Below are 25,875 nucleotides of genomic sequence, written 5' to 3'. Positions count from 1 at the left end.
TATGTATGACTGCTGGATAGCGCAGTGTCTCATAGAGAGCGTCTGAAAAAACGGGTTTAAGTCTCACACTTTCTTGTTCTGAATTCTGTATTCTGTATTCTGGATTTTTCTTAAACTCCTTACTCCTAACTTTTAACTCATAACTTATATAACTACTGCCTTTGAAAGCGCAGTGCATCAATTGATTGAGCTGTGAGAAAAATGCCAAAAAAAATGTAACTGGCGAATAAAATCAAGGCGCTGGTATCAAAAATGCCTTGAATAAAAGTGTTGTAATGTTTCAGCAACGACAGATAACTTAAAGCTTCGCCCACGGGACCAGGGACAATTTTGGCGATTAAATCAATCAATAACAATAATAAAATTACTGCAAAGGTAAAAACGGCAGATAGAATTGTGCTGTCTGTTAATGAGGAAATAAACATTCCTACAGATAAAATTGCTGCTGCTAGTAAGATTAATCCAAAATGACCGAGCAAGGGAATTGAGGGTGTCATTGGTGGATTTGAGCCACTGATGGCGATCGCTTCCAACACTAGCATAGGTAGAACCATTGTGATAAAAAATGTGACCACACCTAATAACTTACCTACAGCTACCGCCCAATTGGTGATTGGTGACGTGGCTAATAATTCTAAAGTGCCCCGCTTACGTTCTTCGGCATAGAGTCCCATCGAAAGTATTGGCAGGATAAACAACAATAGCCATCCCATACGATCTAAAAATGCCCGGATAAATTCGTAGGGGACATCTATCGGTGGTACTGGTACTCCCAGTTGTTGCCCTTGTGCATCTATTGCCGCGACTCCAACCAAAATGCCGTCTGGCCCTAGCAAAATCATTACGAAGAATAACCCGGCGATGAACCAAAATATGCCTGCGATCGCATAAGCCAAAGGTGATACAAAATAACTCTGTAACTCTCGGCGATAAATGGCAATAATATTACTCAGCACTATACCCATTTACGCTGCTTCTCCTTCGTTGTCTGCTGCTAAGTCTACCTCAGTATCGAAATTTTTCTCTTCTGTGGTCAGTTGCAAGAACACATCTTCTAACGTGGCGTTAACTCGCCGCAGTTCATGTAAACCAAATCCTGCACGCACTAATGTTGTGGCAATATCCTTTCCTGGTTCTTTTCCCGGTTGCGATATTACCCGCAGGTAAGCGCGATTTTCCTGGGGTTGATGACCTCCGGCTGTGGGAATTGATTCTATCAAACTTACACCCGCGACTTTTTGCAATACCTGTTTCGCTAGAGCAGCTTCTCCTTCTATTTCCAACTCATACCCTGAACCGCCTGTCAACTGAGTCATCAGATTTTCTGGTGTATTAGTTGCCACAACTTTACCGCAATTAATAATGGCGACACGGCTACAAGTCATACTTACTTCTGGCAGAATGTGCGTGGAAAGAATAATTGTGTGAGTACCAGCAAGGCTTTTAATTAAATTCCGCACCTCAATTATTTGCCGGGGATCGAGTCCGACGGTGGGTTCATCTAAAATGATCGCTGGGGGATCGTGGACGATCGCTTGAGCAATTCCTACTCTTTGGCGGTATCCTTTAGAGAGTTTACGAATAATCACCCGCCGCTTGTCTTCTAAGTTGCAGCGTTCGATGGCGCCTGTTACCTTGTTGGGGCGATCGCCTGCTGGAACTCCCTTAATTCGGGCGACAAAATGCAAAAATCCCTCCACCGTCATGTCTGGATATAACGGCGGTGTTTCGGGCAAATAACCAATGCGTTGGCGCACAGCGAGGGAATTTTCATGGACATCATAACCAGCAATCCGCGCATTTCCATTAGTTGCCGGTAAATAACCAGCCAGAATCCGCATGGTTGTAGTTTTACCAGCGCCATTGGGGCCCAATAACCCTAAAATCTCCCCAGGTTCGACGCTAAAAGTGACATCAGTAATCGCTGGGGTGGAGCCGTATATTTTACTCAGATGTTCAACTTCAATCATCGGTATAGTGGCGATCGCAATTTATAATATACCCAACAATCTTAGATCGCAATATTGGGTATGGGGGACTGGCACTAAGATTAGCCGACAACGGGTAAAGTTCCTGAGAAATCTCTTTATATCAAAATAATTGATAATTCATAATTGATTATCTATATGAAATTAAAAGAACTAATTGCATCAGTTCTATTAATTACTTTTATTTTTGGTTGTACAGATTGTGAGGCTAAAAAAACAAACATCTGTAATCTCTGCATTTGTTCCACCAAAAACAACGAATTTCTGAGACAACGGTAAGACATAAGCTAGCTTCTCCATTTAGAACTTTTGTAGAGATGTAGCACTGCTACGTCTCTACATTCTTTTGTAAATGACCTGGAAATGCGATCGCTAATAAAGAGATGCCAACACCAGTAATTAGAACCGCAGGTAAGACAAAACAGACGCCTGACACAATCAGCCCCAGCCATCCTGCACAGATGTATCCTATATGAATGCTTCTTGGTAAAATTCCCCTGTCCTTAAGGCTGAACTTCGCGCCGCCGACGCTCCAGAAAGCGGCGTTCGCTGTCATTAGTGACTAGCATGAGCGCGATCGCGTAGCTCTGTGCGGCTGACGCTGAGGCTCCGATGCGGCGCAGCATCTCGGCACGGGTGGCGTGAAATAGATGGTAGCCATTAAGTTGGGGGGCAAGCCGATCAATCAGTTCGAGGGCCGTCTGAGGACTCTCTATCATTGAAATCGCCACCGCCCGGTTCAGCGACACAATTGGCGAGGGCTGCAAGCGTTCGAGCAAATCGTAGAGGCGGACAATTTGTAACCAGTCCGTTTCTTCTGCTTGTGCTGCCTGACAATGTAGTGCCGCGATCGCTGCTTGCACTGCAAACGAACCAATCTCGCCCCCCAGTGCCTCTTCAACGAGCGGTAGCGCCTCAGCAATCTGCTGTTGGTTCCAGCGACGACGATCCTGATCTTCGAGCAACACCAGATCGCCTACCTCATCCAAACGGGCATCGCGCCGGGAGTCGTGCAGCAACATCAACGCCAAGAGTGCAGTCACTTCTGAGGGCGGTTGCGGTGCCATCAACGTCCTTACGAGGCGACCCAGCCGAATCGCTTCTGTGCAGAGGTCAGCCCTCACCATCATCTCGCCCCTAGTTGTCGCGTAGCCCTCATTGAAAATCAGATAGATCGCCGTCAGCACTGCGTCTACCCGCACAGACAGATCGGTTGTGTCCGGCACTTTATAGGGAATACCTGCATCCCGAATCTTGCGCTTGGCACGTACCAGCCGTTGCGCCATCGTTGCCGTGGGTACGAGAAACGCCCGCGCAATTTCATCTGTTTCAAGTCCGCCCAGGAGGCGCAGCGTCAAAGCCACCTGCGCCTCAATCCCTAGTGCTGGGTGGCAGCAAGTAAAGATCAGCCGCAGCCGATCGTCTGGAATTTTGTCTGTGTCGTAAGTTGGCTCCTCGCGAGTTGGAATCAACCCGGAGGCGGCGTACCATTCCAGTTTTTCCGTCAGCCGTGTCCGCCGTCGGAGGCGATCGATGGCTTTGTATCGGGCTGTTTTGACGATCCATGCACGTGGGAGATCGGGCACGCCGCTAGACTGCCATTGATTCACGGCGGCTATAAAAGCTTCCTGTACCGCTTCTTCAGCCACATCGAAATCTCCCACCAACCGGATGAGGATGGCGACGATCCGCCCCCATTCAGCCCGATAAAGGGAGGCGATCGCTTGGTTTACGTCTGTTTTTGCGTTTGGGATTATACCTGACATAAAAAATTTTTGGCGAGGTGTCGATTTGAGGCAGCACCGTTCGACTTACGAAAAAAGGGAATAAGGGAGGTATACCCCGATCGTACTAAACGATCAAAATTTTTGGCGGAGTGTTGTCGATTTGAAACAGCACCGTTCGACTTACGAAAAAAGGGAATAAGGGAGGTATACCCCGATCGTACTAAACGATCAAAATTTTTGGCGGAGTGTTGTCGATTTGAAACAGCACCGTTCGACTTACGAAAGAAGGGAAATAAAGGAGGCAACCCGATGAAATATTTGCTGCTGATTTACCTGGAGGAAAATGCCCTGAGCCAAACCGAACGGGAACATTGTTATGTAGAATCCGCGCAACTGGCACAACAACTCAACTCGAAGGGGCAGTATCTTGCAACCGCCCCACTCCATCCTGTGGCAACTGCAACCAGCGTTCGGCTGCGCGACGGCAAACCGCTAGTAACTGACGGACCGTTTGCAGAAACTCGCGAACAATTGGGCGGTTTTTTTCTGATTAATGCTCAGGATCTCGACGAAGCGATCGCGATCGCCGCGCGGATTCCAGGCGCACGCGTCGGCACCGTTGAAATTCGACCTGTAATTGAAGTTGCAGGCTTACCAGAGAATTCGTAACTGCACTCAACTTCAACCCAAAAGGAGAGATGACAATGACAACCAAAAGCACGATCGCAACTAATGAAGTTCAGATTCGCCAACTAATTGCCGAGCAACAACGTGCCATCTGCACCAAGGATGTTGAGCAAATCATGTCCTATTATGCCACCGAGGTCATCATCTTCGATGTTAAACCTCCTTTCCAAACCCAAGGAAAAGATGCTTGGGGTCAAGTGTGGTCAGAATGTTTGCCTTACTTCCCCGACACCTTTGAGATTGAAACACGAGACCTCAAGATTACCGTCAGTGAAGACTTAGCAGTTGCACATTGGCTATTTCGCTTCACAGGAACCCAAGACCATCCAGCAATGCAGACGTGGATGCGCGTCACCGTTGTCTGCCAGAAAAATCAAGGCGAATGGCAGATATTACACGAACATCTCTCGGTTCCATTCGATCCAGAGACTTCTCAAGCTGTATTCACGCTAAACCCATAGGCTAATCTACTGAGCCAACGCCATGAAACTCAATCCTTATCTCATGTTCAACGGCAACTGTGAAGTAGCGTTCAAGTTCTACGAACACTGTCTTGGTGGCAAAATTGTCATGATGATGACCCACGGAGATGCACCCTCAGCCGAGCATATACCTGCCGGATGGCATGACAAAATCATGCACGTCTGCCTCGATCTGGGCGATCGCCTCTTGATGGGTTCTGACAGCCCGCCTGGGTATTTTGATACACCCCAAGGCTTTTACGTGCAAATCAGCGTTGACGAGCCAGCAGAGGCAGAACACATTTTTCATACCCTAGCAGAAAACGGAAAAGTGAAGATGCCGATCGATCAAACCTTTTGGTCTGTCCGCTTTGGCATGTTGGTCGATCGATTCGGTATTCCGTGGATGGTCAATTGCCAGAAAACTGCTTGACTTGTGGGGAGGCGCTTATAGGCATCTTCCCTAGAGTAAAACCTCAGCGCTTTTTCGCCGATCTTTCACTGTGCAATAATTCAAAAGAAGAACCCATGAGTACTCAAATTTTCGTTAATCTGCCAGTCAAAAACCTCAATCAATCGATCGAGTTCTTTACTCAACTAGACTTTGAGTTTAATTCTCAATTCACTGACGAAACTTCCACCTGTATGATTGTGTCCGAAAACATTTTCGTCATGCTCTTGACCCATGAGAAGTTTAAAACGTTTACTCCCAAAGAAATTTGTGATGCGACAAAAAGCACAGAAGTGCTTGTGTGTTTATCTTCTGATAGCCGAGAACAAGTCGATGAAATAGTTCGCAAGGCTGTCGCTGCTGGTGGAACAACCTACAATGAACCGCAAGATCATGGTTTTATGTATGGACATGGATTTGCTGACTTAGATGGCCACATTTGGGAAATTATCTACATGGAGCCAAGCGCAATAAATCAAGGTTGAAAATGTAATGTTTGAAGAATTCCCATTCAGATGCTGTACAACGTTATATCGCATCTGAATGGGAACCGCCATATAGGACTAATATTTGATTTCTGAAAAATCTCCGTACATTTGAAGAGTGGTAAAATCACTTTTGCGATTCTTCTTCCGGTAAACCAAGATTTACCTCGGCTAAAAAGTCAAGGACTTCATGGGAACGATGGTAAGAAGCACCATCCCAAAAAATAAGTAATTGTTGCTTAGGGGACTGGTCTAATAAATAACGTAGATAATCAATCGTATTTTCTGAGTTACCTGCACCATAGGCTTTAAGAAGTAATTCGCCTTTGAGATAGTCAACTGCTCCGTAGTACGTCTGCTGAGTCCTATAGAAGCATAAAGTATTGTCAGTGACCTGAAAAATTCTGCATCGTTAAGGTATTGAGCCGAAATGTTTGTCAAATAGTGCCAATTGGCTGAAAAGCATTATCCTGTCTACATTTCTGCCCTGAAAATCGAGCTTTCTTCGACTTGTGTGTATACCGTAGCTTATCAGGGGAGAGACTTTGATTTTTCCCCCTTCCCTACTAGGGAAAAGTTAGGGGGTTAGGTTTTAGGTTGGTTTTTCAATATGAAGTGAAAAGTCAGGACAAATTCTCAGGAACTGTAGTACTTGAATGTGTAGTTAACAGTACTCCATCTACCTCTGTAGAGAACCAAATAAAAAGTAATAAGTGCATAAAACTACAAAACCTAACTGTATTTATTTATAAAGGTTCAAATACAAAAAACTCAATCTAGTTTGAAATTATCAAGGTGAAAAACTATGACAAGCTTTATTCAAGTTCACTTACACAACGATTCACTACACCCAGTCCGCGAGTGGTTGGAAACCATAGAAATTCATAACTCCAAATTGGCTCATTTCCTATGCAAAGCTATTCCTGCTCAGTGTCCCTTTGAGCGAGACATCGCGCTGTTTGGTCGGAAGTTATTTCATATTCCACCTATGTGTAAATTAAATCCCCTATACGAGGAAGTGGTTGGTTTGCGTTTTAGAGCGCTCTGTTATCTTGCCGATGAATGTGGTGAAGATATCACAGCTTATTGCTAATAGCCAGTTGGATTGTTCTTCGATCGAGCAGCGATCGGTAATTGCAGATTTACGGTTGTTACTTATCTTAGGTTTATACTAAGCTAACGTACACCTAATTAGATGTTTGGCTATGTAAGTAGCTGACACCTCACTAAAGTGTTTCCAGACCGTATTGTTGCTTACCGTATCCTGCTGAAATCATTAACATCATCATGACGCACATCTTACTGATTGAAGATGAGGTCAAACTGGCACGATTTGTCGAATTGGAATTGAATTATGAAGGCTATCAAGTCAGTATTGCCTACGATGGATTGACTGCACTCACCGCAGCGCGTGAGTTACATCTGGATTTAGTAATTTTAGACTGGATGTTGCCAGGTTTGTTGGGGTTGGAAATTTACAGCCGTCTGCGAAATATTGTTGATAAAGTGCCGATCATCTTATTAACCGTCAAAGATGAAGTGAGCGATCGCATTGCAGGCTTAGACGCTGGTGCTGATGATTACCTCGTTAAACCCTTCAGCATTGATGAATTATTAGCCAGAGTCGGCGCTCACCTGCGAAGAAGCAAGCAACCAGAGACCGCAGATGTTTTAGAATTTGAAGACCTAAGTTTAAATCGTCGCACGCGGGAAGTGTATCGAGATCGGCGGTTAATTGAGTTAACTGCTAAGGAATTTGATTTACTAGAATATTTACTGGCTCATCCGCGACAGGTAATTAGCTGCGATCGCATTTTAGAGGAAGTCTGGGGTTACGACTTTATCAGCGATGCCAACATCATTGAACCTTACATTAACTACCTGCGGCTGAAACTTGAAGCCAATAACGAAAAATGTCTCATTCAAACTGTGATCGGTGTTGGCTACACATTGCATGATTGAATTGGGCATTGGGCATTGAGAAAGAGGAGGCAGAAGGCAAAAGTTCTTTAATTTTGAATTTTGTTAGCGCAGCATTAGCGAGTCCGTGAGCGTCATTTTTAATTTTTAATTGATTTCTCCCTCATCTCCTCTTACTTCTTCTTGGTCTTCCAGTGTCAAATAACGGTAAAACCCCAAATCTTTCTATCACAGAAGGATTTGGGGTTTTTGGCTATCTCAGCAAAAACTCATCCAACTCAGAGTTAATTATATTAGGATGCACAAAGCTGTGCTCGTCAAAATAAAAGTTAAAAACCCAAAATGGCATGACCTATCTAGAAACAGCAGCGCAATTCTATCGTGAAGTTGCCCAAACCCCGCAAGTTGGACTTTGTTGTGTACAAAGTACGCCCCTGCAACTACCAGGATTGAAAATTCCTTTGCCAATGCAGGAAATGAATTATGGTTGTGGCACTACTGTTCACCCGACTGAACTAGGAAAGCAACCTACTGTGCTGTACGTCGGCGTTGGCGGCGGCTTAGAAGCATTGCAATTCGCTTATTTTTCCCCCTATGCAAGTGCTGTAATTGCCGTTGAACCGGTTGGGGCTATGCGGGAAGCAGCTACACGTAATCTGGAAATTGCTGCTCAAGAAAATCCCTGGTTTAACACCAGCTTTGTAGAAATTTGCGAAGGTGATGCTTTTAACTTACCTGTTGCTGATGCTAGCGTTGATGTTGTGGCACAAAATTGCCTTTTCAACATCTTTGAACCAGAAGATTTAACTCGTGCTTTAAAAGAAGCATATCGCGTACTAAAACCAGGTGGACGCTTACAGATGAGCGATCCAATTGCTACTCGTCCCATTCCAGCACATCTTCAACAAGATGAGCGACTGAGAGCCATGTGTTTATCAGGCGCACTCACATATCAACAGTATACTGAAAGGATTATAAATGCTGGTTTTGGTCAAATTGAAATTCGTGCCCGTCGTCCTTATCGCCTACTAGATTCCCAGACTTATAATTTAGAAGAAAACCTACTTTTAGAAAGTCTGGATTCTGTCTCATTTAAAGTTGTAATTCCAGAAGATGGTGCTTGCATTTTCACTGGAAAAACGGCAATTTATGCTGGTTCTGAACCCTTCTTTGACGATTTAGCAGGTCATATACTTCAGCTAAGTATTCCGGCTGCGGTGTGTGATAAAACTGCTGCTAAACTTGCTGCTACCAAGCCAGCAGAAATAATTGTTACCGATTCAACCTGGCACTATAGCGGTGGTGGCTGCTGTTAATTTATCTAAGAAAGAATTCAGGTGTCAGGAGTCAGAATTCCGAATGGTTCTGTGCGACTGGGTAATGAATGCATAATTGGAATATTTCACTAATTACATTCTGGATTCTAAATTTTGACTTCTTCTTTATAAACTCCAAAATGCTGTTAATTAGTCTGTTTTTAGCTACGCTTTTTTTAGCATATTCAAATGGAGCAAATGATAATTTTAAAGGTGTAGCGACGCTATTTGGTAGTAGAACTAGCAGTTATCAAACAGCAATTTTGTGGGCAACTTTTACAACTTTTGCTGGTGCAATAACTGCGGCTTTTTTGGCAGGAGAATTAATTAAAAACTTCTCTGGAAAAGGACTATTACCTGATGCGATCGCTAATGCCCCAGAGTTTCATCTGGCAGTAGCGATCGCTACTGGATTGACTGTACTCATTGCTACCCTCATGGGGTTTCCCATTTCCACAACTCACAGTTTAACAGGTGCGTTGGTTGGGGCTGGATTAGTGGCGATCGGACTACAAGTTAATTTTGCCGCTTTGGGAAATTCGTTTATTTTGCCTTTATTACTCAGTCCAATTATTGCTATTCCCTTGGGAGCAGGAATTTACAGATTATCTGGCTATATTAATTCAAAATGGCATCTACCAGTCAACCAAAAAATGATTGATGCTTGTCATTTTCTCAGCGCTGGAATTGTCAGTTTTGCTAGAGGATTAAATGATACTCCTAAGATTGTTTCACTCCTCCTAATTATTGAGTATTTCTCGATTCAAGGAGGAACGATCACAATAGCGATCGCAATGGCACTTGGCGGTTTACTCAACTCTCAAAAAGTTGCAATAACCATGAGTGAAAAGATTACCTCAATGAATCCTACTCAAGGCTTATCAGCAAATATAGTAACTGGGGTTTTGGTCATTGCAGCTACTCGGTTTGGGCTTCCAGTTTCTACCACTCACGTTTCAGTTGGTTCTATTTTTGGTGTAGGATTAATTAGCAAAACATCTAAATCTAATACTCGTGTTTTTTATCAGATTTTACTATCGTGGATTTTAACTTTACCAACTGCTGCAATTATTAGTGCAATCACCTACAGATTATTGCAAGGTTAGAAAAATTGAATATTGTTGTGCAATTGTTTAGGAGTAGTAACTAATGCAAACTCAAACAAAAATTCTACTAGATACAGCAATCACAGCCTTTAAAAACAAACTCAGTTCACCCTTGAGCAAAAAAGGAATCACTGTTTTACAAATTAATCTAGGTAAACGTTGTAATCTTGCCTGTACACACTGTCATGTCGAAGCCGGTCCAAAACGTACAGAAGAACTTTCTCCTGAAATTTGCGAACAATTGATTTTACTAATCCATAAATTTCCCGAAATTAAAATTGTGGATTTGACTGGTGGTGCACCCGAAATGAATTATGGATTTAAGCCACTTGTAGAAGCAGCAAAAGCAACTGATAAACAAGTGATTGTCCGGTCTAATTTAACCATTTATTTTGAAGATGGATTTGGCGATTTACCAGAATACTTTGCCCAAAACCAAGTAAGAATTGTGGCTTCTCTACCTTGTTATTTAGCAGATAATGTTGATAAAATGCGTGGTACTGGTGTTTTTGATAGTTCCGTCAAAGCTTTACAGTGGCTTAACCAACTCGGCTATGGTAAAAACCAAAATTTAATTTTGGACTTGGTTTTTAATCCCCAGTTGCCCACCGATGAAAAATTTTCTTTAGCTCCCGAACAGAGTAACCTAGAACAAGATTACAAAATGTTCTTACAAGAACATTTTAATATTGTATTTAACAACCTCTTCACCTTTACTAACCTACCAGTTGGTAGAACCAAAATGCATTTAGAACGGAGAAAACTATACACCAGCTATTTGCAGTTTTTAGAGTCGCATTTTAATCCCAGCACAGTTGAACATTTAATGTGTCGCGATGAACTTTCAATTGACTATCTGGGCAATGTATATGATTGTGACTTTAACCAAATGATGAATTTGCCTGCAAAAACCCGCAATGGTGAAACCTTGACAGTTGGCAAATTGTTAGAAGCTGGCAGTTTAGACCTGATTAGTGAGGTACAAACTGCTGCTTATTGCTATGGTTGTACTGCTGGATGTGGTTCTAGTTGTGGTGGCGCTTTGCTCTAAGAACTAGAGCATTTACTTTTCTGGCCCGACATCTCTCAGGAAGAGTCAGCATTTGTACATGGCTTTGCAGTTCAACACTGCTGGCTTGATCTGTTGAACACGCACAAACACTTAGTAAACGTTATTTACGTCTAGATTGCGATGATTCGCGTCCGCGCCTGAGAGCAGTATATCAAGGCTTTGCTTTCCGCGATCGCAGCCAGAGACAAATTGGTGCTTATTTCGTCTCTCGCTATGAGTATCAAATACCTCCACAAATTATCTAAATTGATATGTCTTTTATTGATGAAATTAATCCTGTCAATGCTTTGATTGTGGGAGCCAGTCAAGGTATTGGTTTGGGTTTTGTGAAAAATTTGCTACAAGATCACAGAATAGCTAAAATTTATGCAACTTCTCGTCAACTGGAATCGGCCTCAGAGTTAATAGCTCTTGTAGACAAATATCCTGAGCGATTAATTTGTTTGGAGATAGATATTACTGAGGAGTTGCAGATTATTGAAGCTGTTCAAAAAATACATACTCAAGTTGACAAACTGCATTTGGTAGTCAACTGTGTAGGACTGTTACATGAAGATACTTTGCAACCTGAAAAAAGCTTAAGACAGATCAATTCAGAAAATTTGCTGCGCTACTTTCAGATAAATAGTATTGGTGGTGTCTTACTGGCTAAACATTTATTGCCTCTGTTTCGTCATGGAGAACGCAGCGTGTTCGCCACTATTTCTGCTAAATTGGGCAGTATTGGCGATAACCAACTTGGTGGATGGTACGGCTATCGGGCTTCTAAAGCAGCACTCAATATGTTGATGCGAACTGCGGCAATTGAGTATAAAAGAAGTTGTCCGAAAGCATTAATAGTAACATTGCATCCTGGTACAACTGATACCCGCCTTTCTCGTCCTTTCCAGGGAAATGTACCTGCGGAAAAATTATTTTCAGTGGAACGTACTGTTACCCAATTATTGGCTGTCATCGAACAGCTTCAAGAAGGCGATAGTGGACACTTTTTCTCATGGGATGGAAGCAGATTGCCTTGGTAACTGCGTTACGCTGGTGCTAATGAAACCTACGTTATTTGTAACCTCAGCCTATGAAGTTTTTTGTGCCAGCAGCCAAGGATGATATCAAAGCAGAGCAGGTATATAGTGCGATCGCTCAGTCTCTTAAAGCACCAATAACCGAAAAGCGTATTTGGAAGTTACAGTGGCGTGATAACGAAATTGATATGGAATGCGAGGTAGGGAAACCTTTACCATCCTCTTACCAAACAGGGAAAGAGCTAGTTCTGGCAATCTTTGAGTGTGAAAATCTTTATAAGATTTGTACTCTTACCCGTGGAGGAGTAAAGGGAGAACCTATTTTGGTTGGAAAAAACTCTCAATCCTCAGCAATATATTTTTCGGATAATACAAACAATTGACTCTACATTTAAAGGTGCGATCGCCTGTTTGATGGAAGTGGATGCGATCGCAGTGCTAACGTAGTAGAGAAAATCGCCCACCAGATATCTCAAGGTATGACTAACATTCAGATTTCCTTACCTGAGTCGATGAAAGTCTTTGTCGAGGAACAAGTAGCTAAGGGCGGTTATAGTTCAGCCATCAGCAGTGGTTCTTAAATCACCTTTGATAACATCAGATACCAAAATAAAGTACTACTTAGAAAAATACAATATAATTCCAGGTATTATCTCTTAGAACTATTAGATGTCTACGACGCGCTACGCTTACGCATTAGTTGACGATAGAGTAATCAAACCTCATGTACTGAAAGCTAAGAATTAGGAAACTCTAACTCAGCGCTTCCCCGTCCTAACTGCACCACCTCAGATGGTAGGTGTCGCTCTAACCAATCCTCTAAATCACCCATTACCTCGCGGTAATTTATGTCACTTTGAATCTCATGATAGGCTCCCGTATACTCAATTCTCAGCTTATCTGTGCAGTTTACCCGTTGGTAAAAGATGTCACTTCCCGCAGGTAAAGCTACTCGGTCTGCACCACCGTGAAGAATCAACAATGGTAATTGCCAATCACCTGCGTGAGCATTAATCCAATCAACTGTTGCAAAGAATTCTGTAGCCAGACGGGCAGTAGCAAGGGTATGTCGCATTGTATCCTGAGCAATGGCGGCTAAAACCTGCGGATCTCGTGAAGCAGCACTGATGTCAATACCTGTATTCAGGGTGAAACGCGGCCACACCCGTGAGAGCATTTTTCCTAAAAGTACCCGAATAGGTGAAACCCCAACTTTCCCCAAGGTTGGTGCAAGAGCGATCGCACCCTGCAATAATGATGCTTGTTGGGGATAGCGCAGAATGTAATCTAAGACAATCACTGCGCCTAAACTGTGACCCAAGAGAAAAACTGGACATCCAGGATTCTGAGTCTGAATTAACTGTAAAAAAGCTCCTAAGTCTTTACAAAACTCACTCCAAGCGTTGATATAGCCTTGCTGACCTGGTGAGCGTCCATGACCGCGCAAGTCTAAGGCGTAGACAGCGTATTGCTTGGGTATCAAATGCTCAATTATATTACTGTAGCGATCGCTGTGCGCTCCGAGTCCATGCACAATGGCTAATATTGCCCGTACTTTACCCTCTGGATGCCAGCTTTGGTAATACAGTTCAAGTCCTCCAACACCTTGGAATCTGCCTTCTTTACGAGAAGCTAGGCGATCGCTATGGTCAATCATCTGGTTAATTTTTTACGTATTTTCCCAACAAGTTACTAAAAAGTCAACATCTATATAATTATGTACAAGTCTACAAGAATTCAAATTATGAAGATTGGGTAAAGAAGCTTACCTGACTTTGCTTCAGCAATCAAAAAACAGGGAACAAGAAACGAGGAGCCAACATTGTATTCTGATTAAGAGTAAGCAGTTCTTGCTGGAGGAAAGAAGTATTAACAAAAACTTTATTTCTCAGTATAAAGCTCAGTTGAAAAAGAAGATACTGCTATGATTTGAACCTGTGGCATTTTGTCCAGGATATATGCGCGGTTGTGCTTTTCATGGCGACTTTGCGATCGTCGGAGTTTCTTAGCCCAGGCACAACAAAACTTTTTATCATGAACCAACAGGATTAAAGCTTTTAGCTTATTTTCTCAATCATATATTGTGGTGAGAGATTATTGTTCTAAAAAGTTTGTAACTTTGAAATTTGATGTTCCCTCCCAACAGTGGTTCAAAAATGCGTTTACCTGAGCATCTGCTGCATCAACCGATTCCCTAGATGCATTAAATTGCACTGCTGTCACAATGTACTCAAAGATAATTACAAACTCCTTTTGGGGTGAAATTCTTTCGACTACAATTGTTTCACCTATCTTCGGTATTTGAGGCAGATTTACCACAAACGTCTCAATTTTCGGTTTATCTAATGGATTTTTGAAATTAAAGTATTTACAGTAGACAATAATTTTTACTTAGACAACTACCAATAACATTATAGATAATCTTGATTATCCTTAAATTGAAAAATTGCTATATTATAATAGTTTATTAAAAAATCTCTGCCAGCTTATACAAATTCGCCAAAATTAGGCTACAGATGTAAACCTGGAAACCCAGATGCAATCTGACAAATCTTAATTACGAATTACGAATTACTATTATTTCCCTTGCCATAGCTGCCGCAATGACTGAAAAATCTTTACAAATCTCTCTTCTAGCCAGACCATAACATAATCAAGCCATTCCAAAAGTTGCTCTAAGGGGTGCTTTTCATAGCCAGTTGAAGTTGCTTTGGTTTCTATCCAGTCTGGCTGCGCCTCAACTTGACTGCTTTGATTAGACTGCTGTTGCAAAATTTCCCCTTTACGACTCTCACTTTTAGTTTGGGAAATGCTGGTTCGGGTTTGTTTTGCAGAGGCGACTTTTCCAGAGGTTTTTTGACTTGAGGTAAGATTACTACTTGGTTGTTTTCTTTTTACCAAGCCAGATCCAATTTTAGGTTGTTTTACACTCAAATTCTTTTGTGGAAAATGCCCTACTGATAAACTTGGGGCTAAAGCAGGATTTATCTTCCCAGAAAATTTAATTGGCTTATCAACAACGGCTTCGGTGTCACCAAATAAATCATTCAACCTTAGCCAAGGATCATCTGTTAAATCCTGATTCTCTACCAGAGGGCTTTTGGACAAAGCTTTTCTAAGGCGTGATGGAAATAGTTTACCTGGCAATCTCTCATTACTGGTTGTTGTCTCAAGTGTTTTTCTATTACCAACACCAAAAAAGTAATTAAGCGCCGCCTCAATCAAAGCCTGAAAATTCTGTGAATGAGTTTCTAAACCATCAGCGTTGGGTGCAATTTCTCCTTTGGTAGCTAATTGCTCTTTGCCATAAAGAAATATGTTTAACTGAGTTTGGGCAACTTGGACAATTTCCTGGCTACGTTCTTGCACTGGGACTAAAGCATTCGATTCCAACTTAGCAATGGCTATATCTAGAAATGTTAATAATCTATCTGTATTGAGTAAATCTTTTGGTATATCCTCCGCTAAAACTGGAATTTCATCTGGATTTGCGTCAGTGAGTTTTGCTAATAATCGGTCAATTTGTGGTAATAGCTCCGTTTCTTTTTGAGCTACAATCAAACGCTTTTCCTTCTCTACCAGAGGCTGCGCCAACGGAACGCTACGCGAACGCGCAGCCTCTCGTAGAGAAGACTGCCAGTACTTAGCAACTTCGTTAATAATTCGATCTTCTAATTTTGCCTGTTGTTCGGGTGTTAAGATATCTAGAATTTCATTGTCGGCAGTAACAAGTACTAAATTTCGACTGATCAAATTTGTGGCAATTCCTCGCACTATTGGAAGACGCTGTTGAAGGGCATTTTCTAATTGTGAAGGGTTGAGACTGACAGCTTGATTATCTGTAATATTTGATGATTGAATAAGATTAGAGTTATTTTCAACGAATTTCAGCCGAAAAACTCCCAATAAAGCCAAGGGATTCAAATGTTTAGATGCTTTCGTAGGAGTCGAGGCGGGTTCATCTGATGACAGGTAATTGACTGCCTCTAGTACATTTTGAATGGGAGTATCAGCATTGGGTAGAGTTTCAGGCTGGAAATCGGTATCATTTGGTTGTAACTTTAATCTAGCTTGTGGTTCTTTAGTATGTAGCGTTTTCCCAGATGATTCAGATGACTGAAACAGTAGATACACGGGGTAAAGTAGTACCTCGACACCCCACTTAGTGGCAACTTGCAAATGCCGAAAGGTATGTTCCCACTGTTGTGTCACCCGCCGAGATTGCTGGTGGACAAAGTTAAATAGTCTGCTTTGATAACGACCAGAGGAACCAGAAGACATAGTAGTAATTTTTTAGTTCAAGTCTTGTTAAGTTGTGAGACTCGCGCCAAACAATAAAAATAACCAACACCTCATCTTAGCGAATATATGACCCCGACTGTCTCTCAATCCCAGACCAAATTTATCTCACAAGCAATTGAGCAACTGCGCTCTTTTTGTCAAGTTAATCTTCAGTCTACGTGGCTGTATCAGGAATCTAACTTAGTTATTACTGATGTTGTAGCTGCTGATTTGTCTCATTGGCAACCAGTCCAGTTGAATGCTAAAGAACATATTGCTTGGACGGGCGGGAAAAAAGTGCTATGGCTAGTGCAAAGATTGGTAGTTCCCCAAGATTTACACGGTTATCCCTTAGCTGGGTTATCTTTGCGGCTGGCGCTGGTTTGGTGGGCGGATTCTGCTGAGATTTATGTAAATGGCAAGTTAGTGCTGGAGGGTGATTTATTTGATTCTTCGCCGAGAGTACTTCTCAGTCAAGGCGTAACGCCAGGGGAAGAATTCATTGTAGCTTTGCGATTAGTGAGTCCGGGACATTGTGATGGTGCTTTAGTGCGATCGCTCCTAGTTTATGAGTCTACTGTTGATAATAATCCCGATCCGGGTTTTGTGGCTGATGAGTTAGCTGTAGTGCAGCTTTATTTGGAAAAGTTTGCGCCACAGAAGTTGGATGTTTTGGCGGCGATGGTGGGGGAAGTTACGAACCACAGAGGCGCAGAGAACACGGAGGAGAATAAGGGAGGGTTGGTAAAGTCGTTTTTATCTCTACGCCAAAATTTAATTCAATCCAAAATCCAAAATCCAAAATCTAAAATTTTCCTGTTGGGTCATGCTCACTTAGATTTAGCATGGTTATGGCCTGTGAGTGAAACTTGGAATGCGGCGCAAAATACTTTTGAGTCGGTTCTGAAGTTGCAAGAAGATTTTCCTGAGTTAATTTTCTGTCATTCAAGTCCCGCACTTTATGCTTGGATTGAAGAACATCGCCCGGATTTATTTAGGGCGATTCAAGCACAGGTAGCTGCTGGACGTTGGGAAGTTGTCGGTGGAATGTGGGTGGAACCAGAACTCAACCTAATTGCTGGTGAATCAATAGTCCGTCAGCTACTGTATGGTCAACGCTACATCCAGGAGAAATTTGGCAAGCTTTCAACTGTGGAATGGGTTCCAGATTCTTTTGGTTTCTGTGCAACTTTACCGCAGTTTTTCGCTAATGCCGGAATTGAGTATTTTGTGACGCAGAAGTTGCGGTGGAATGATACTACTAAATTTGATTATGGGGCTTTTTGGTGGCGATCGCCTGATGGCAGTGAAGTCTTTAGTTTGATGTCTGCACCCATAGGTGAAAGCATTGACCCAGTTAAAATGGCAACTTCTGCTCTTGAATGGCAAACCCAAACTTGTTTATCAGAATCCCTCTGGCTTCCCGGTGTCGGCGACCACGGCGGCGGCCCCACCCGTGATATGTTAGAAACCGCCCAACGCTGGCAAAAGTCGCCTTTCTTCCCAGACTTAGAATTTACCACGGCTAAAAAGTATTTACAGCAAATTAGTAAAGGAGGCAGGAGGCAGGAGGCAGGAGATAATAGTGATGATTCTCCCTTATTTCCTACTTGGAATGACGAACTATATTTAGAATTTCATCGCGGTTGCTACACTACCCACGCAGATCAAAAACGCTGGAATCGTCGTTGTGAAAATTTATTATATCAAGCTGAACTATTTGCTACCTTGGCAACTGTAAGCTGTGGTGTGAGATATCCCAAGGCAGAAATTGAAGCAGCTTGGAAATTGGTGTTATTTCAACAGTTTCACGATATTTTACCTGGTTCTTCAATTACCCAAGTTTACACAGATACCTTGCCCCAATGGCAACAAGTAGAACAAGTAGGAACGAAAATATTACAGGAATCACTTTTAGCGATCGCATCTCACATTACCCTATCAGAACCACCAAAACCCGATAGTCTGCCTATTTTTGTTTTCAATTCTCTCAATTGGCAACGTTCTGAGGTAGTCTCTGTACCCTTACCCACACCACCAACAACTACCCAAGAATGGCAGATTTACGATGCTTCTAACAAGCAGCTTGTCTCCCAATTATCTGAACCATCAACGCTACTATTTCTCGCCAGCGAAATTCCACCCGTAGGCTACCGCATATTTTGGCTTTCCCCTTCACTCCCCAGTACAGACGAGATTAATCGCGTCTCTCCCTCATCTCCCCCACTCCCCCCAGACTGGATTTTAGAAAATGAATTCTTGCGAGTTGTTATAGATCCTGACACCGGAGATTTATCAAGTGTTTTTGACAAAACTTATCAACGAGAAGTTTTGAGTGGGGCGGGGAATCAACTGCAAGCTTTTAAAGACAGTGGGCAATATTGGGATGCTTGGAATATAGACCCCAATTATGCTCAACATCCCTTACCCTCAACAAATCTTCAATCTATTCAGTGGTTAGAACAAGGCCCGGTGCAAAGTCGTGTACGCGTGGTGCGTCAGTTGGGTGAATCGGAATTTTGCCAAGACTATATTCTGCAAGCTGGTTCACCTCTGCTGAACATCGCTACAACTGTCAATTGGCAAGAAAATCATGTATTAGTGAAAGCTGCTTTTCCTCTAAATATTGAAGCCGACTTTGCTACTTATGAAATTCCCTGTGGCGCGATTCGCCGCCCCACTAAACCGCAAACCCCGGCAGAACAAGCAAAATGGGAAGTTCCTGCTTTGCGTTGGGCTGATTTAACAGCAGAGGACAGACAGACAAATACCGCAATCCCAAATCGTTATGGTGTCAGTTTGCTCAATGATTGTAAATACGGTTATGACAGCAAACCAAATCAACTCCGCCTAACGCTGCTACGCAGTTCTAATTGGCCAGACTCAGAGGCTGACCGAGGTTTTCACGAATTCAAATATACCTTGTATCCTCATGCTGATAGTTGGGAATCAGCCCATACAGTACGGCGTGGCTATGAATTAAATATACCGTTGCAAGTGATATTGAATTGGCCACTGGCTCAACCCTCCACTACCGCTAACAGCACTATTGAAGGAGTGAGTTTCCTAGATTTATCAGCTGAAAATTTAATCTTGATGGCCTTGAAGCCATCTGAAGATGATCCACAGCAGTTAATTCTGCGATGTTATGAATCTCACGGAGAAACAGCCGAGTTATCTTTGCAAAGTGATTTAGGGTTGAATCTCGGAAATCCAGTAGATTTATTAGAGCGTTCTGCCAGTACTGAATTTTCATCTCAGCAACAAATATTAATGATACAACCTTGGAAAATCGCCAATTTCAAGGTGATACCAGCGATTAATCCCAGGCTGGAGTGAGCCACTATAGTTAATGGTTAGTGATTAATAGAACAACCACTAACCATTAAAGAGACATCTGGTGAAATTAAATATGTGTTATCCAAACCTTTGTAGAGATGTAGCAGTGCTGCGTCTCTACATTCTTTTTCACCAGATTTCTATTAACAATTGGCTTATATAGCGCTTCTCGTTTGTGTGAGGTACACCTGTAGGGGCACGGCACTGCCGTGCCCCTACACCCCGCGATATAATGTTGTACCGCATCTGAATGCGAACCGCTATATCATGTCCGGCTAATTAGTTATAATTCCCAAATCTATGCAGAAAGAAAGACCAAAAACCCGTCCCCTCTACCCCTCTGCACCTTTGCCCCTCTGCGGTCTTAATGATAAGTCTTTAACCGGACACGATATTATTTGTATCACCAGTCCTCAATAGACATCTCTCGAAACTAATTATCTGCCTTATCCAAAATCCTTAGTAGGCAAAATTCATGTAGCCGAAGGCTTCCTATACCACTTGGTGGAAGCAAGCTACGCGTAGCGTCTCTGTTATGAGAAGGGTATTATGCCTACGTCATTTTTACGAGTCGTGATGCGTAAAGCCCCCGTACTTCAGTCGGGGGATATAAGCGAACGCGCTGAATTTATTCAGCCGTGATGTGGATCATTGATATAGTCCAGTACTTTTTGTGTGCTGACTTTTCCTGTGGTATCAAACATATAAGAATGTGTCCACAAACTAGGAAGCTTAAGTAAATCAGGAAATTCTTGCCTCAAAATCCGTGAGGAGCGTCCTTTAAACGCTTTCACAACCTGAGCAATTGAATGATGCGGATCGTATTCTACCAGCAAGTGGATATGATCTGGTGCAATTTCTAAAGCTTTGATAACCCATTTATTGTCATTGGCGACAGACTGAAATACTTGAATACATCGAAATTTCAAGTCTTCGTTATTTGCAAATACCCTTCTACGCCTGCATGGTATCCAGACTAAGTGAACAGTTGCTAACCCTAAGCTGTGATTGTAATGATTGTATACAGTTTTCATGTAGATGAGTATTGATTATCTACATGATAAATGGTATTATGTTTACATGAAGACATTAAAGTTTAAGTTGTACCAACACAAGCGAAATAGATACCTCAAAGCTAATATTAATGCTGCTGGGGTAATTTACAACTATTGTATTGCTCTCCACAAAAGATATTATCGGATGTGGGGAAAACACTTAAACTGTGCAAAACTTCAAGCTCATATTGCCAAGATACGCAAGCGTAAAGAGTTTTGGCAGTCGGTTGGCTCTCAGGCAGTGCAGGATATTTGCCAACGCATAGAGAAAGCCTACCAACTATTTTTTAAGCACAATAAATCATGTGTCAGACCCCCAGGATTCAAGAAGGTTAAGAAGTATAAATCATTCACCCTTAAACAAGCTGGCTATAAGTTCTTAGGTGGCAACAGAGTAAAAATTGGTAATCGAATATATCAATTTTGGAAGTCTAGAGACGTTGAGGGAACAGTCAAAACGTTAACAATTAAACGCACCCCATTAGGTGAGTTATTTATGGTTATTGTTGTTGACGATTGTTTTGAACCAGAAATTAAATCCACGACTGGTAATATAGCGGGTTTTGACTTTGGACTCAAGACATTCCTCACTTGCTCAGATGGTACAAAAATTGAATCTCCCCAATTCCTCAAACAGTCTTTAAATGCGATTAAGAAAGCAAGCATTCATCATTCCACAAAGCTAAAAGGTTCCTCCAATCGGGAACGGGCGAGGAAGAATCTAGTACGCAAATACGAGGATATTTCTAACCGTAGGCGCGATTGGTTTTGGAAGTTAGCCCATGAATTAACCAATAAGTTCGATGTACTGTGTTTTGAAACGCTGTACCTCAAGGGAATGCAACGTCTTTGGGGTCGCAAAATATCAGATTTGGCTTTTGGTGAGTTTCTGCAAATCCTAGAATGGATTGCCAAAAAGAAGAATAAGCAAATTGTATTTATTGATAGGTGGTATCCATCCAGTAAAACTTGTTCTTGTTGTGGTCATGTTTTAGAAAGTCTTGATTTGTCAGTTAGAGAGTGGCGCTGTCCTTATTGTCAATCAGTCAATGGAAGGGACGAAAACGCAGCGCGGAATATTTTCAAAGTCGGGGCATCGACTGTTGGGTTAGGTGATGTCAGACTGGCTATGCCAGCATTCGCTGCTTGAGCCTAGAATCCCCCGAATAAAGCGCTAGCTGATTCGGGGGAGTATGTCAATCATATCTCTAATACCGTCGTCGGAAATTTTCGTATCGTCCGTAAGGCTGCCGTCGTTCGATTCGCTGATATCGTCCGTAAGGCTGCCGTCGTTCGATTCTCTGATATCGTCCGTAAGGCTGCCGTCGTTGGATTCTCTGGTATCGTCCGAAGCCCTGCCGTCGTCGCATTATCTGCCGTCGTCGGATTCTCTGGTATCGTCCTGACCGCCGTTGAGCAATCAAAAGCTCTCCGGTTTGATTTCCAACCAGGTTAGCATCTCGTGCAACGCTCTGTTCACTCAGAGCATTACTTAAAGAAATATCTTTCGCTTCAGCTAATGAGGGCGGGGACACAAAGGCAAATAGCAATACTGCTATTGAAGATAACTTCCTGAAACCTTTCATGTTTTTGCTTCTCTAAACTTTCGGTAATAACTTTATTAAAACACTTTAAAATCGGAAATTTACCGCTTGTACACTTTTTTAAACTGAATTTAGGATGAAATTAAATATTACAATTTCACCCTTTTGTACAATTGTAATTTTTATAAGCTTGTGTATATAAATAGTTAGGATCTAACGGGATGTAACTTTTTTTACTATACAGATAAAGTATACAGTTATTAAATAAATAAGCTACATTTTTTCTTGTGAGATGGGTTCAAAAGCCTTATTGGTTAAGGAAAATATCTTCCATAATTTTTATTTAGGAAAACTTTATATCGGACTTATCTCCATCCCACAAGATATATCAAAACTGTATCAAATACAAACGAGAACTGCTAAATATTCTTAGCGGAAGCTGTAAATAATAATCTGTCACTAGGTTTGTAGCTCCGACTAACTATCTTGTTAAGTGCTGCATTTTTCCTATCTTCCTCCTTTTCCTTTAAGGATATCTTTTGCTACCTCCACCTACTACACCAATTTTGTGGCGATAGGAAAGTTCAGCACCGAACCAACCAGAAGCACTGGTTAATGTACCAACAACGAGCGAGATTAATAGTCCCCAAGGTACTATTCGGGACTCAGCGTCGCCCAAACGTAGGAGAAAGTTAACGAGTGATAAAACTAGTATAGAAACGTTAAGTATCAAATGCGTCCAACCGGCGCTGCGTTTGCGGACTCGTTCAATTTTCACAAAGTCGCTAAGACCGATCGCAGATGCAAGGACACCTCCAGCTAATCCAAGTCCGATTAACCATAGCGAAGCCCTAGCCCAAAAGAAATCGCTAGTTAACCAGTAACCAATGTCACTTCCCAAGGCGGCGGCTAAAAAGGCTATGGGAAAAATCACACTCAACGGGTGTAGGGGATGTCCAGCGATCGCAACTGTACTCGGTACACCAGTATCACGATACTCACTGTCGTTACTTTCAATAACTGGTGGAATATTTGGGAAAGGTGTTGAACCTATTTGCGTTGTTTCTGTAGTTTCCATTATTAGTATCCTGAATTTATCAACGTTACATTTTTAAGCTGAAGGAATTTTTTCCACATGAGCTTCAGCCTGTAAGATTAATTTGCCTACTTCTACTTTTAGTTGATTGACTTTTAGAGTCATACCTTCTAAATCAAAGTTACTTAAATTCAAAATTTCGCTAGTTTGATCTACCAAAGCTTTTGTCAAATCTGGCGATATTTCCTCACTTTCGCCATACTCAATATTTTCCAAAGTCACACTTTTTCCATTGCTGTTAATTTTAGGAACTGCGGAAAAAGCAACTTGCTGATTTTCACCAGTTTCTACTAATTTGATGCTGGCATTCAGTGCTACTTTCCCATCACCCGGTAATCGAAACTCCACTTCTTGAGGTTCAATAGTCGTCAGCTGTCCGTTAATATGTATTTTTTGACTTTGCAATTGCGATCGCACATATTCTGAGTTGAAAGCACGATTGATATCAGCTTCGGTTAATACAACCCGTGTATGAGCTTCAGTCGGTTTAGTGAGTTCAATTTTGCCAAAAGCCACACTTAGAGGATTAATAGCAACATTAGTCATTTGCATTTCAAATTCCTCTATGCGAAGGTCTTTCTGCATAACTAAACCTTCACCTTCAATCGTGACTTCATCCACCTCTCCCTGAACCAGTTTCAGCGGGTCTGTCTTGATGTCTACATCTAAATTTTCTACTTCATCTAATTGACTAGATAATCCTATTTCTGCCGCTTTATTGAGCGCTTGCTCTCCTAATCCAGGATTGTCTGACATTATGTAAGTTAACTCCTAATTTAAAGTACATCCTTGAGTAAATTTAATAAACTAACAGCAGAGTTTTATCTATCTGGCGATGGAATGTAGATTTAAATGTTGTCTATCTAACTAATTTCAAATTTTAAATTGAAATTTTACCTCTATACCCCTTTCATCTTTTATTACCTCTGCACTTGGAGCGATTTGTTATAAAATTGACACAAACCCAATATTTCGGTTAAATTCTTCTGACTGCTGGATTTTTTTTATACAATGCTCTCCGAACGTTTTACCGTAGCCCTTACCTACGCTACCCAACTTCACGCTAACCAAGTTCGTAAAGGTTCAGGTGTCCCCTATATTGCCCATTTATTAGGTGTCACCAGTATTGCTTTAGAATACGGGGCAAATGAAGATGAAGCGATCGCAGCTCTGTTACACGATGCGATCGAAGACCAAGGTGGTGCTGCAACACGAGAAGAAATTCGCCGTCGCTTTGGTGACAATGTAACGGCAATTGTAGATGGTTGTACTGACGCTGATACAACTCCAAAACCCCCTTGGCGACAGCGCAAGGAGGCATATATTGCCCATATTCCTACTGCTTCTCCATCAGTTCTGCTTGTGTCATTAGCGGATAAACTTTACAATGCCCAATCTATTCTCAAAGATTATCGCATTTTGGGCGAATCACTTTGGGAACGTTTTCATGGGCGTAAAGAAGGCACTCTTTGGTATTATCGGGCGCTTGTAGATGCTTTTAAAAAGACTGAAAGTCCTGTAATTATTGAAGAATTAGAACGGGTGATTTCGCAAATTGAGGTGTTAGCATCTAAATAAAAATTTTATTCCCCCAGAAGTAGATAAAAGATTTACAAAAATTACATAAATAGCTTTTTTACAGACACAATATAGTGATGTATCTCACGAATAAATTTTGGCTTTTAGGTTCTCTCTCTAGATAAAAAATCTTTCTCTCGGTAGATAGGTGTACTGATATTATTCTGACTGCTAAGTTACTAATATGACGATAGTAAGAAAAAACACCCTAAATCCAACTGTAAATCCTTCTGTAAGTCCTCCAGAAAACTTGGCAGAAAAGTATATGGAAGCAGAGCGTATGCATGATGTTCTGCTTTTACTGCAAAACTTGATTAACAGTGAAGAAGCCACTGTGAAACTAATTCTGGATTGTCTTTATGATGTTGGTTCAGTGAATCTGATCAATCAAAAGCTTCGCTTGAAACCCTTAAATAGGGTGATGAAATTAATTGCCCGAATGTCCAAACCAGTTTTTAAAACCTTAGCTTTAAGTTGGTTTAAAAAAAATTGTCCCCAACTGATTACTAATTGGTTACATACGCAAGTCTCTTTTGAAAAGCCTCAAAAGACACCCGAACAAGTACCTATCGAAGTTGTAAAACTGGAACCATATTCCATACCACAGACAGAAAATCTGAGCCAAGAGATTAAAAATCTGCGCTATCAGGTAAGATGGCTAGCCGGAATTTCAATAATTGCGATCGCTGTTTTAGTAGTAAAAGCCACTTGGTTAAACTGAAACCTATGAATGATGAATTATGAATGATG

27 protein-coding genes and 1 pseudogene are annotated in these 25,875 nt (G+C 41.8%); 16 read left to right on the top strand and 12 right to left on the bottom strand.

The annotated features are described in order from the left end of the window. Nucleotides 1–152 precede the first annotated feature (152 nt). The 4 genes from NLP_RS02135 to NLP_RS02120 all read right to left on the bottom strand — a co-directional run bounded on the left by NLP_RS02135 (nt 153) and on the right by NLP_RS02120 (nt 3,754). Complete coding sequence (locus NLP_RS02135) at nt 153–965, bottom strand: ABC transporter permease (RefSeq protein ID WP_104904946.1); 813 nt, start codon at nt 963–965, stop codon at nt 153–155. Beyond that, nucleotides 966–1,970, bottom strand: coding sequence for an ABC transporter ATP-binding protein (locus NLP_RS02130; protein WP_104904945.1), 1,005 nt, complete (start codon nt 1,968–1,970; stop codon nt 966–968). A gap of 346 nt (nt 1,971–2,316) precedes the next feature. After that, on the bottom strand, nt 2,317–2,544 hold the full coding sequence (locus NLP_RS02125; protein ID WP_104904944.1) for a hypothetical protein: 228 nt from the start codon (nt 2,542–2,544) through the stop codon (nt 2,317–2,319). Then, a complete protein-coding gene (locus NLP_RS02120; protein ID WP_104904943.1) occupies nt 2,492–3,754 on the bottom strand; it encodes an RNA polymerase sigma factor in 1,263 nt (420 codons plus the stop codon). The genes NLP_RS02125 and NLP_RS02120 overlap by 53 nt, the downstream gene beginning before the upstream one ends. A gap of 198 nt (nt 3,755–3,952) precedes the next feature. Here NLP_RS02120 and NLP_RS02115 point away from each other — a divergent pair, with 198 nt between their 5' ends. The 4 genes from NLP_RS02115 (at nt 3,953) to NLP_RS02100 (ending at nt 5,799) form a co-directional block, all read left to right on the top strand. After that, the gene (locus NLP_RS02115; RefSeq protein ID WP_234017174.1) at nt 3,953–4,384 is read left to right on the top strand and encodes a YciI family protein; all 432 of its coding nucleotides are present in this window, start codon (nt 3,953–3,955) and stop codon (nt 4,382–4,384) included. A 35-nt stretch (nt 4,385–4,419) separates the two neighbouring features. Beyond that, on the top strand, nt 4,420–4,863 hold the full coding sequence (locus tag NLP_RS02110) for a YybH family protein (RefSeq protein ID WP_104904941.1): 444 nt from the start codon (nt 4,420–4,422) through the stop codon (nt 4,861–4,863). A gap of 22 nt (nt 4,864–4,885) precedes the next feature. After that, nucleotides 4,886–5,296 (top strand): VOC family protein, encoded by a 411-nt coding sequence (locus NLP_RS02105; RefSeq protein WP_104904940.1) that lies wholly within the window; start codon nt 4,886–4,888, stop codon nt 5,294–5,296. A 95-nt stretch (nt 5,297–5,391) separates the two neighbouring features. Next, nucleotides 5,392–5,799 (top strand): VOC family protein, encoded by a 408-nt coding sequence (locus NLP_RS02100; RefSeq protein WP_104904939.1) that lies wholly within the window; start codon nt 5,392–5,394, stop codon nt 5,797–5,799. A 139-nt stretch (nt 5,800–5,938) separates the two neighbouring features. Here NLP_RS02100 and NLP_RS02095 read toward each other — a convergent pair. Beyond that, nucleotides 5,939–6,166 (bottom strand): annotated as a pseudogene (locus NLP_RS02095) (transposase); the annotation flags it as partial. Between the two features lie 438 nt (nt 6,167–6,604). Here NLP_RS02095 and NLP_RS02090 point away from each other — a divergent pair. From NLP_RS02090 to NLP_RS35945, 8 genes are all read left to right on the top strand, one after another. Next, nucleotides 6,605–6,892, top strand: a complete 288-nt coding sequence (locus NLP_RS02090; RefSeq protein ID WP_104904938.1) for a Mo-dependent nitrogenase C-terminal domain-containing protein — start codon at nt 6,605–6,607, stop codon at nt 6,890–6,892. Nucleotides 6,893–7,086: 194 nt separating this feature from the next. Beyond that, nucleotides 7,087–7,761 (top strand): response regulator transcription factor, encoded by a 675-nt coding sequence (locus NLP_RS02085; protein ID WP_104904937.1) that lies wholly within the window; start codon nt 7,087–7,089, stop codon nt 7,759–7,761. Between the two features lie 305 nt (nt 7,762–8,066). Continuing rightward, nucleotides 8,067–9,035 carry an arsenosugar biosynthesis arsenite methyltransferase ArsM gene (gene arsM, locus NLP_RS02080; protein ID WP_104904936.1) on the top strand — a complete coding sequence of 323 codons (969 nt, stop codon included), beginning with the start codon at nt 8,067–8,069 and terminating at the stop codon, nt 9,033–9,035. 140 nt (nt 9,036–9,175) lie between these two features. Continuing rightward, complete coding sequence (locus tag NLP_RS02075; RefSeq protein ID WP_104909741.1) at nt 9,176–10,141, top strand: inorganic phosphate transporter; 966 nt, start codon at nt 9,176–9,178, stop codon at nt 10,139–10,141. A 43-nt stretch (nt 10,142–10,184) separates the two neighbouring features. Then, nucleotides 10,185–11,192 (top strand): arsenosugar biosynthesis radical SAM (seleno)protein ArsS, encoded by a 1,008-nt coding sequence (arsS, locus tag NLP_RS02070; RefSeq protein WP_104904935.1) that lies wholly within the window; start codon nt 10,185–10,187, stop codon nt 11,190–11,192. Between the two features lie 272 nt (nt 11,193–11,464). After that, nucleotides 11,465–12,235, top strand: a complete 771-nt coding sequence (locus tag NLP_RS02065; RefSeq protein ID WP_104904934.1) for an SDR family NAD(P)-dependent oxidoreductase — start codon at nt 11,465–11,467, stop codon at nt 12,233–12,235. Between the two features lie 62 nt (nt 12,236–12,297). Then, on the top strand, nt 12,298–12,615 hold the full coding sequence (locus NLP_RS02060) for a hypothetical protein (protein WP_234017173.1): 318 nt from the start codon (nt 12,298–12,300) through the stop codon (nt 12,613–12,615). Nucleotides 12,616–12,711: 96 nt separating this feature from the next. Beyond that, the gene (locus NLP_RS35945; RefSeq protein ID WP_442946640.1) at nt 12,712–12,813 is read left to right on the top strand and encodes a ribbon-helix-helix domain-containing protein; all 102 of its coding nucleotides are present in this window, start codon (nt 12,712–12,714) and stop codon (nt 12,811–12,813) included. A 155-nt stretch (nt 12,814–12,968) separates the two neighbouring features. Here NLP_RS35945 and NLP_RS02055 read toward each other — a convergent pair whose 3' ends face one another. The 3 genes from NLP_RS02055 to NLP_RS02045 form a co-directional block, all read right to left on the bottom strand. Then, complete coding sequence (locus NLP_RS02055) at nt 12,969–13,889, bottom strand: alpha/beta hydrolase (protein ID WP_104904932.1); 921 nt, start codon at nt 13,887–13,889, stop codon at nt 12,969–12,971. A 437-nt stretch (nt 13,890–14,326) separates the two neighbouring features. Next, nucleotides 14,327–14,551 carry a hypothetical protein gene (locus tag NLP_RS02050; protein WP_234017172.1) on the bottom strand — a complete coding sequence of 75 codons (225 nt, stop codon included), beginning with the start codon at nt 14,549–14,551 and terminating at the stop codon, nt 14,327–14,329. 258 nt (nt 14,552–14,809) lie between these two features. Continuing rightward, nucleotides 14,810–16,513 (bottom strand): hypothetical protein, encoded by a 1,704-nt coding sequence (locus tag NLP_RS02045; protein WP_104904930.1) that lies wholly within the window; start codon nt 16,511–16,513, stop codon nt 14,810–14,812. An 87-nt stretch (nt 16,514–16,600) separates the two neighbouring features. Here NLP_RS02045 and NLP_RS02040 point away from each other — a divergent pair, with 87 nt between their 5' ends. Continuing rightward, nucleotides 16,601–19,852, top strand: coding sequence for an alpha-mannosidase (locus tag NLP_RS02040; protein ID WP_104904929.1), 3,252 nt, complete (start codon nt 16,601–16,603; stop codon nt 19,850–19,852). A 632-nt stretch (nt 19,853–20,484) separates the two neighbouring features. Here NLP_RS02040 and tnpA read toward each other — a convergent pair. Next, nucleotides 20,485–20,886 carry an IS200/IS605 family transposase gene (tnpA, locus tag NLP_RS02035; RefSeq protein WP_104904928.1) on the bottom strand — a complete coding sequence of 134 codons (402 nt, stop codon included), beginning with the start codon at nt 20,884–20,886 and terminating at the stop codon, nt 20,485–20,487. A 46-nt stretch (nt 20,887–20,932) separates the two neighbouring features. On the opposite strand from tnpA, the gene NLP_RS02030 reads away from it, so the two are divergent. Next, a complete protein-coding gene (locus NLP_RS02030; protein ID WP_104909740.1) occupies nt 20,933–22,057 on the top strand; it encodes an RNA-guided endonuclease InsQ/TnpB family protein in 1,125 nt (374 codons plus the stop codon). A 58-nt stretch (nt 22,058–22,115) separates the two neighbouring features. On the opposite strand, the gene NLP_RS32675 is transcribed toward NLP_RS02030, so the two are convergent. From NLP_RS32675 to NLP_RS02020, 3 genes are all read right to left on the bottom strand, one after another. Then, a complete protein-coding gene (locus tag NLP_RS32675; RefSeq protein ID WP_158680253.1) occupies nt 22,116–22,493 on the bottom strand; it encodes a hypothetical protein in 378 nt (125 codons plus the stop codon). A gap of 484 nt (nt 22,494–22,977) precedes the next feature. Continuing rightward, nucleotides 22,978–23,529, bottom strand: coding sequence for a DUF2231 domain-containing protein (locus tag NLP_RS02025; protein WP_104904927.1), 552 nt, complete (start codon nt 23,527–23,529; stop codon nt 22,978–22,980). Nucleotides 23,530–23,562: 33 nt separating this feature from the next. Further along, on the bottom strand, nt 23,563–24,303 hold the full coding sequence (locus NLP_RS02020) for an LmeA family phospholipid-binding protein (protein ID WP_104904926.1): 741 nt from the start codon (nt 24,301–24,303) through the stop codon (nt 23,563–23,565). A gap of 255 nt (nt 24,304–24,558) precedes the next feature. On the opposite strand from NLP_RS02020, the gene NLP_RS02015 reads away from it, so the two are divergent. Both NLP_RS02015 and NLP_RS02010 read left to right on the top strand, forming a co-directional pair. Beyond that, nucleotides 24,559–25,125 carry an HD domain-containing protein gene (locus NLP_RS02015; RefSeq protein WP_104904925.1) on the top strand — a complete coding sequence of 189 codons (567 nt, stop codon included), beginning with the start codon at nt 24,559–24,561 and terminating at the stop codon, nt 25,123–25,125. 184 nt (nt 25,126–25,309) lie between these two features. Beyond that, nucleotides 25,310–25,846 (top strand): hypothetical protein, encoded by a 537-nt coding sequence (locus NLP_RS02010; RefSeq protein WP_104904924.1) that lies wholly within the window; start codon nt 25,310–25,312, stop codon nt 25,844–25,846. Nucleotides 25,847–25,875: the final 29 nt, after the last annotated feature.

The sequence above is a fragment of the Nostoc sp. 'Lobaria pulmonaria (5183) cyanobiont' genome, assembly GCF_002949795.1.
In the GTDB taxonomy this organism is placed as follows: Bacteria; Cyanobacteriota; Cyanobacteriia; order Cyanobacteriales; family Nostocaceae; genus Nostoc.
This window is presented reverse-complemented; position numbering and strand designations above follow the sequence as displayed.

What these genes read in the sequence shown, in the direction of transcription:
- NLP_RS02030 (WP_104909740.1), top strand. Translation starts at nt 20,933, where the DNA reads ATGAAGACATTAAAGTTTAAGTTGTACCAACACAAGCGAAATAGATAC.
- NLP_RS02020 (WP_104904926.1), bottom strand. Translation starts at nt 24,303, where the DNA reads ATGTCAGACAATCCTGGATTAGGAGAGCAAGCGCTCAATAAAGCGGCA.
- NLP_RS02065 (WP_104904934.1), top strand. Translation starts at nt 11,465, where the DNA reads ATGTCTTTTATTGATGAAATTAATCCTGTCAATGCTTTGATTGTGGGA.
- NLP_RS02015 (WP_104904925.1), top strand. Translation starts at nt 24,559, where the DNA reads ATGCTCTCCGAACGTTTTACCGTAGCCCTTACCTACGCTACCCAACTT.
- NLP_RS02105 (WP_104904940.1), top strand. Translation starts at nt 4,886, where the DNA reads ATGAAACTCAATCCTTATCTCATGTTCAACGGCAACTGTGAAGTAGCG.
- NLP_RS02100 (WP_104904939.1), top strand. Translation starts at nt 5,392, where the DNA reads ATGAGTACTCAAATTTTCGTTAATCTGCCAGTCAAAAACCTCAATCAA.
- NLP_RS02130 (WP_104904945.1), bottom strand. Translation starts at nt 1,970, where the DNA reads ATGATTGAAGTTGAACATCTGAGTAAAATATACGGCTCCACCCCAGCG.
- NLP_RS02010 (WP_104904924.1), top strand. Translation starts at nt 25,310, where the DNA reads ATGACGATAGTAAGAAAAAACACCCTAAATCCAACTGTAAATCCTTCT.
- NLP_RS02135 (WP_104904946.1), bottom strand. Translation starts at nt 965, where the DNA reads ATGGGTATAGTGCTGAGTAATATTATTGCCATTTATCGCCGAGAGTTA.
- NLP_RS02120 (WP_104904943.1), bottom strand. Translation starts at nt 3,754, where the DNA reads ATGTCAGGTATAATCCCAAACGCAAAAACAGACGTAAACCAAGCGATC.
- NLP_RS02090 (WP_104904938.1), top strand. Translation starts at nt 6,605, where the DNA reads ATGACAAGCTTTATTCAAGTTCACTTACACAACGATTCACTACACCCA.
- arsM (WP_104904936.1), top strand. Translation starts at nt 8,067, where the DNA reads ATGACCTATCTAGAAACAGCAGCGCAATTCTATCGTGAAGTTGCCCAA.
- NLP_RS02075 (WP_104909741.1), top strand. Translation starts at nt 9,176, where the DNA reads ATGCTGTTAATTAGTCTGTTTTTAGCTACGCTTTTTTTAGCATATTCA.
- NLP_RS02125 (WP_104904944.1), bottom strand. Translation starts at nt 2,544, where the DNA reads ATGACAGCGAACGCCGCTTTCTGGAGCGTCGGCGGCGCGAAGTTCAGC.
- NLP_RS02025 (WP_104904927.1), bottom strand. Translation starts at nt 23,529, where the DNA reads ATGGAAACTACAGAAACAACGCAAATAGGTTCAACACCTTTCCCAAAT.
- NLP_RS02040 (WP_104904929.1), top strand. Translation starts at nt 16,601, where the DNA reads ATGACCCCGACTGTCTCTCAATCCCAGACCAAATTTATCTCACAAGCA.
- arsS (WP_104904935.1), top strand. Translation starts at nt 10,185, where the DNA reads ATGCAAACTCAAACAAAAATTCTACTAGATACAGCAATCACAGCCTTT.
- NLP_RS02110 (WP_104904941.1), top strand. Translation starts at nt 4,420, where the DNA reads ATGACAACCAAAAGCACGATCGCAACTAATGAAGTTCAGATTCGCCAA.
- tnpA (WP_104904928.1), bottom strand. Translation starts at nt 20,886, where the DNA reads ATGAAAACTGTATACAATCATTACAATCACAGCTTAGGGTTAGCAACT.
- NLP_RS35945 (WP_442946640.1), top strand. Translation starts at nt 12,712, where the DNA reads ATGACTAACATTCAGATTTCCTTACCTGAGTCGATGAAAGTCTTTGTC.
- NLP_RS02045 (WP_104904930.1), bottom strand. Translation starts at nt 16,513, where the DNA reads ATGTCTTCTGGTTCCTCTGGTCGTTATCAAAGCAGACTATTTAACTTT.
- NLP_RS32675 (WP_158680253.1), bottom strand. Translation starts at nt 22,493, where the DNA reads ATGAAAGGTTTCAGGAAGTTATCTTCAATAGCAGTATTGCTATTTGCC.
- NLP_RS02085 (WP_104904937.1), top strand. Translation starts at nt 7,087, where the DNA reads ATGACGCACATCTTACTGATTGAAGATGAGGTCAAACTGGCACGATTT.
- NLP_RS02055 (WP_104904932.1), bottom strand. Translation starts at nt 13,889, where the DNA reads ATGATTGACCATAGCGATCGCCTAGCTTCTCGTAAAGAAGGCAGATTC.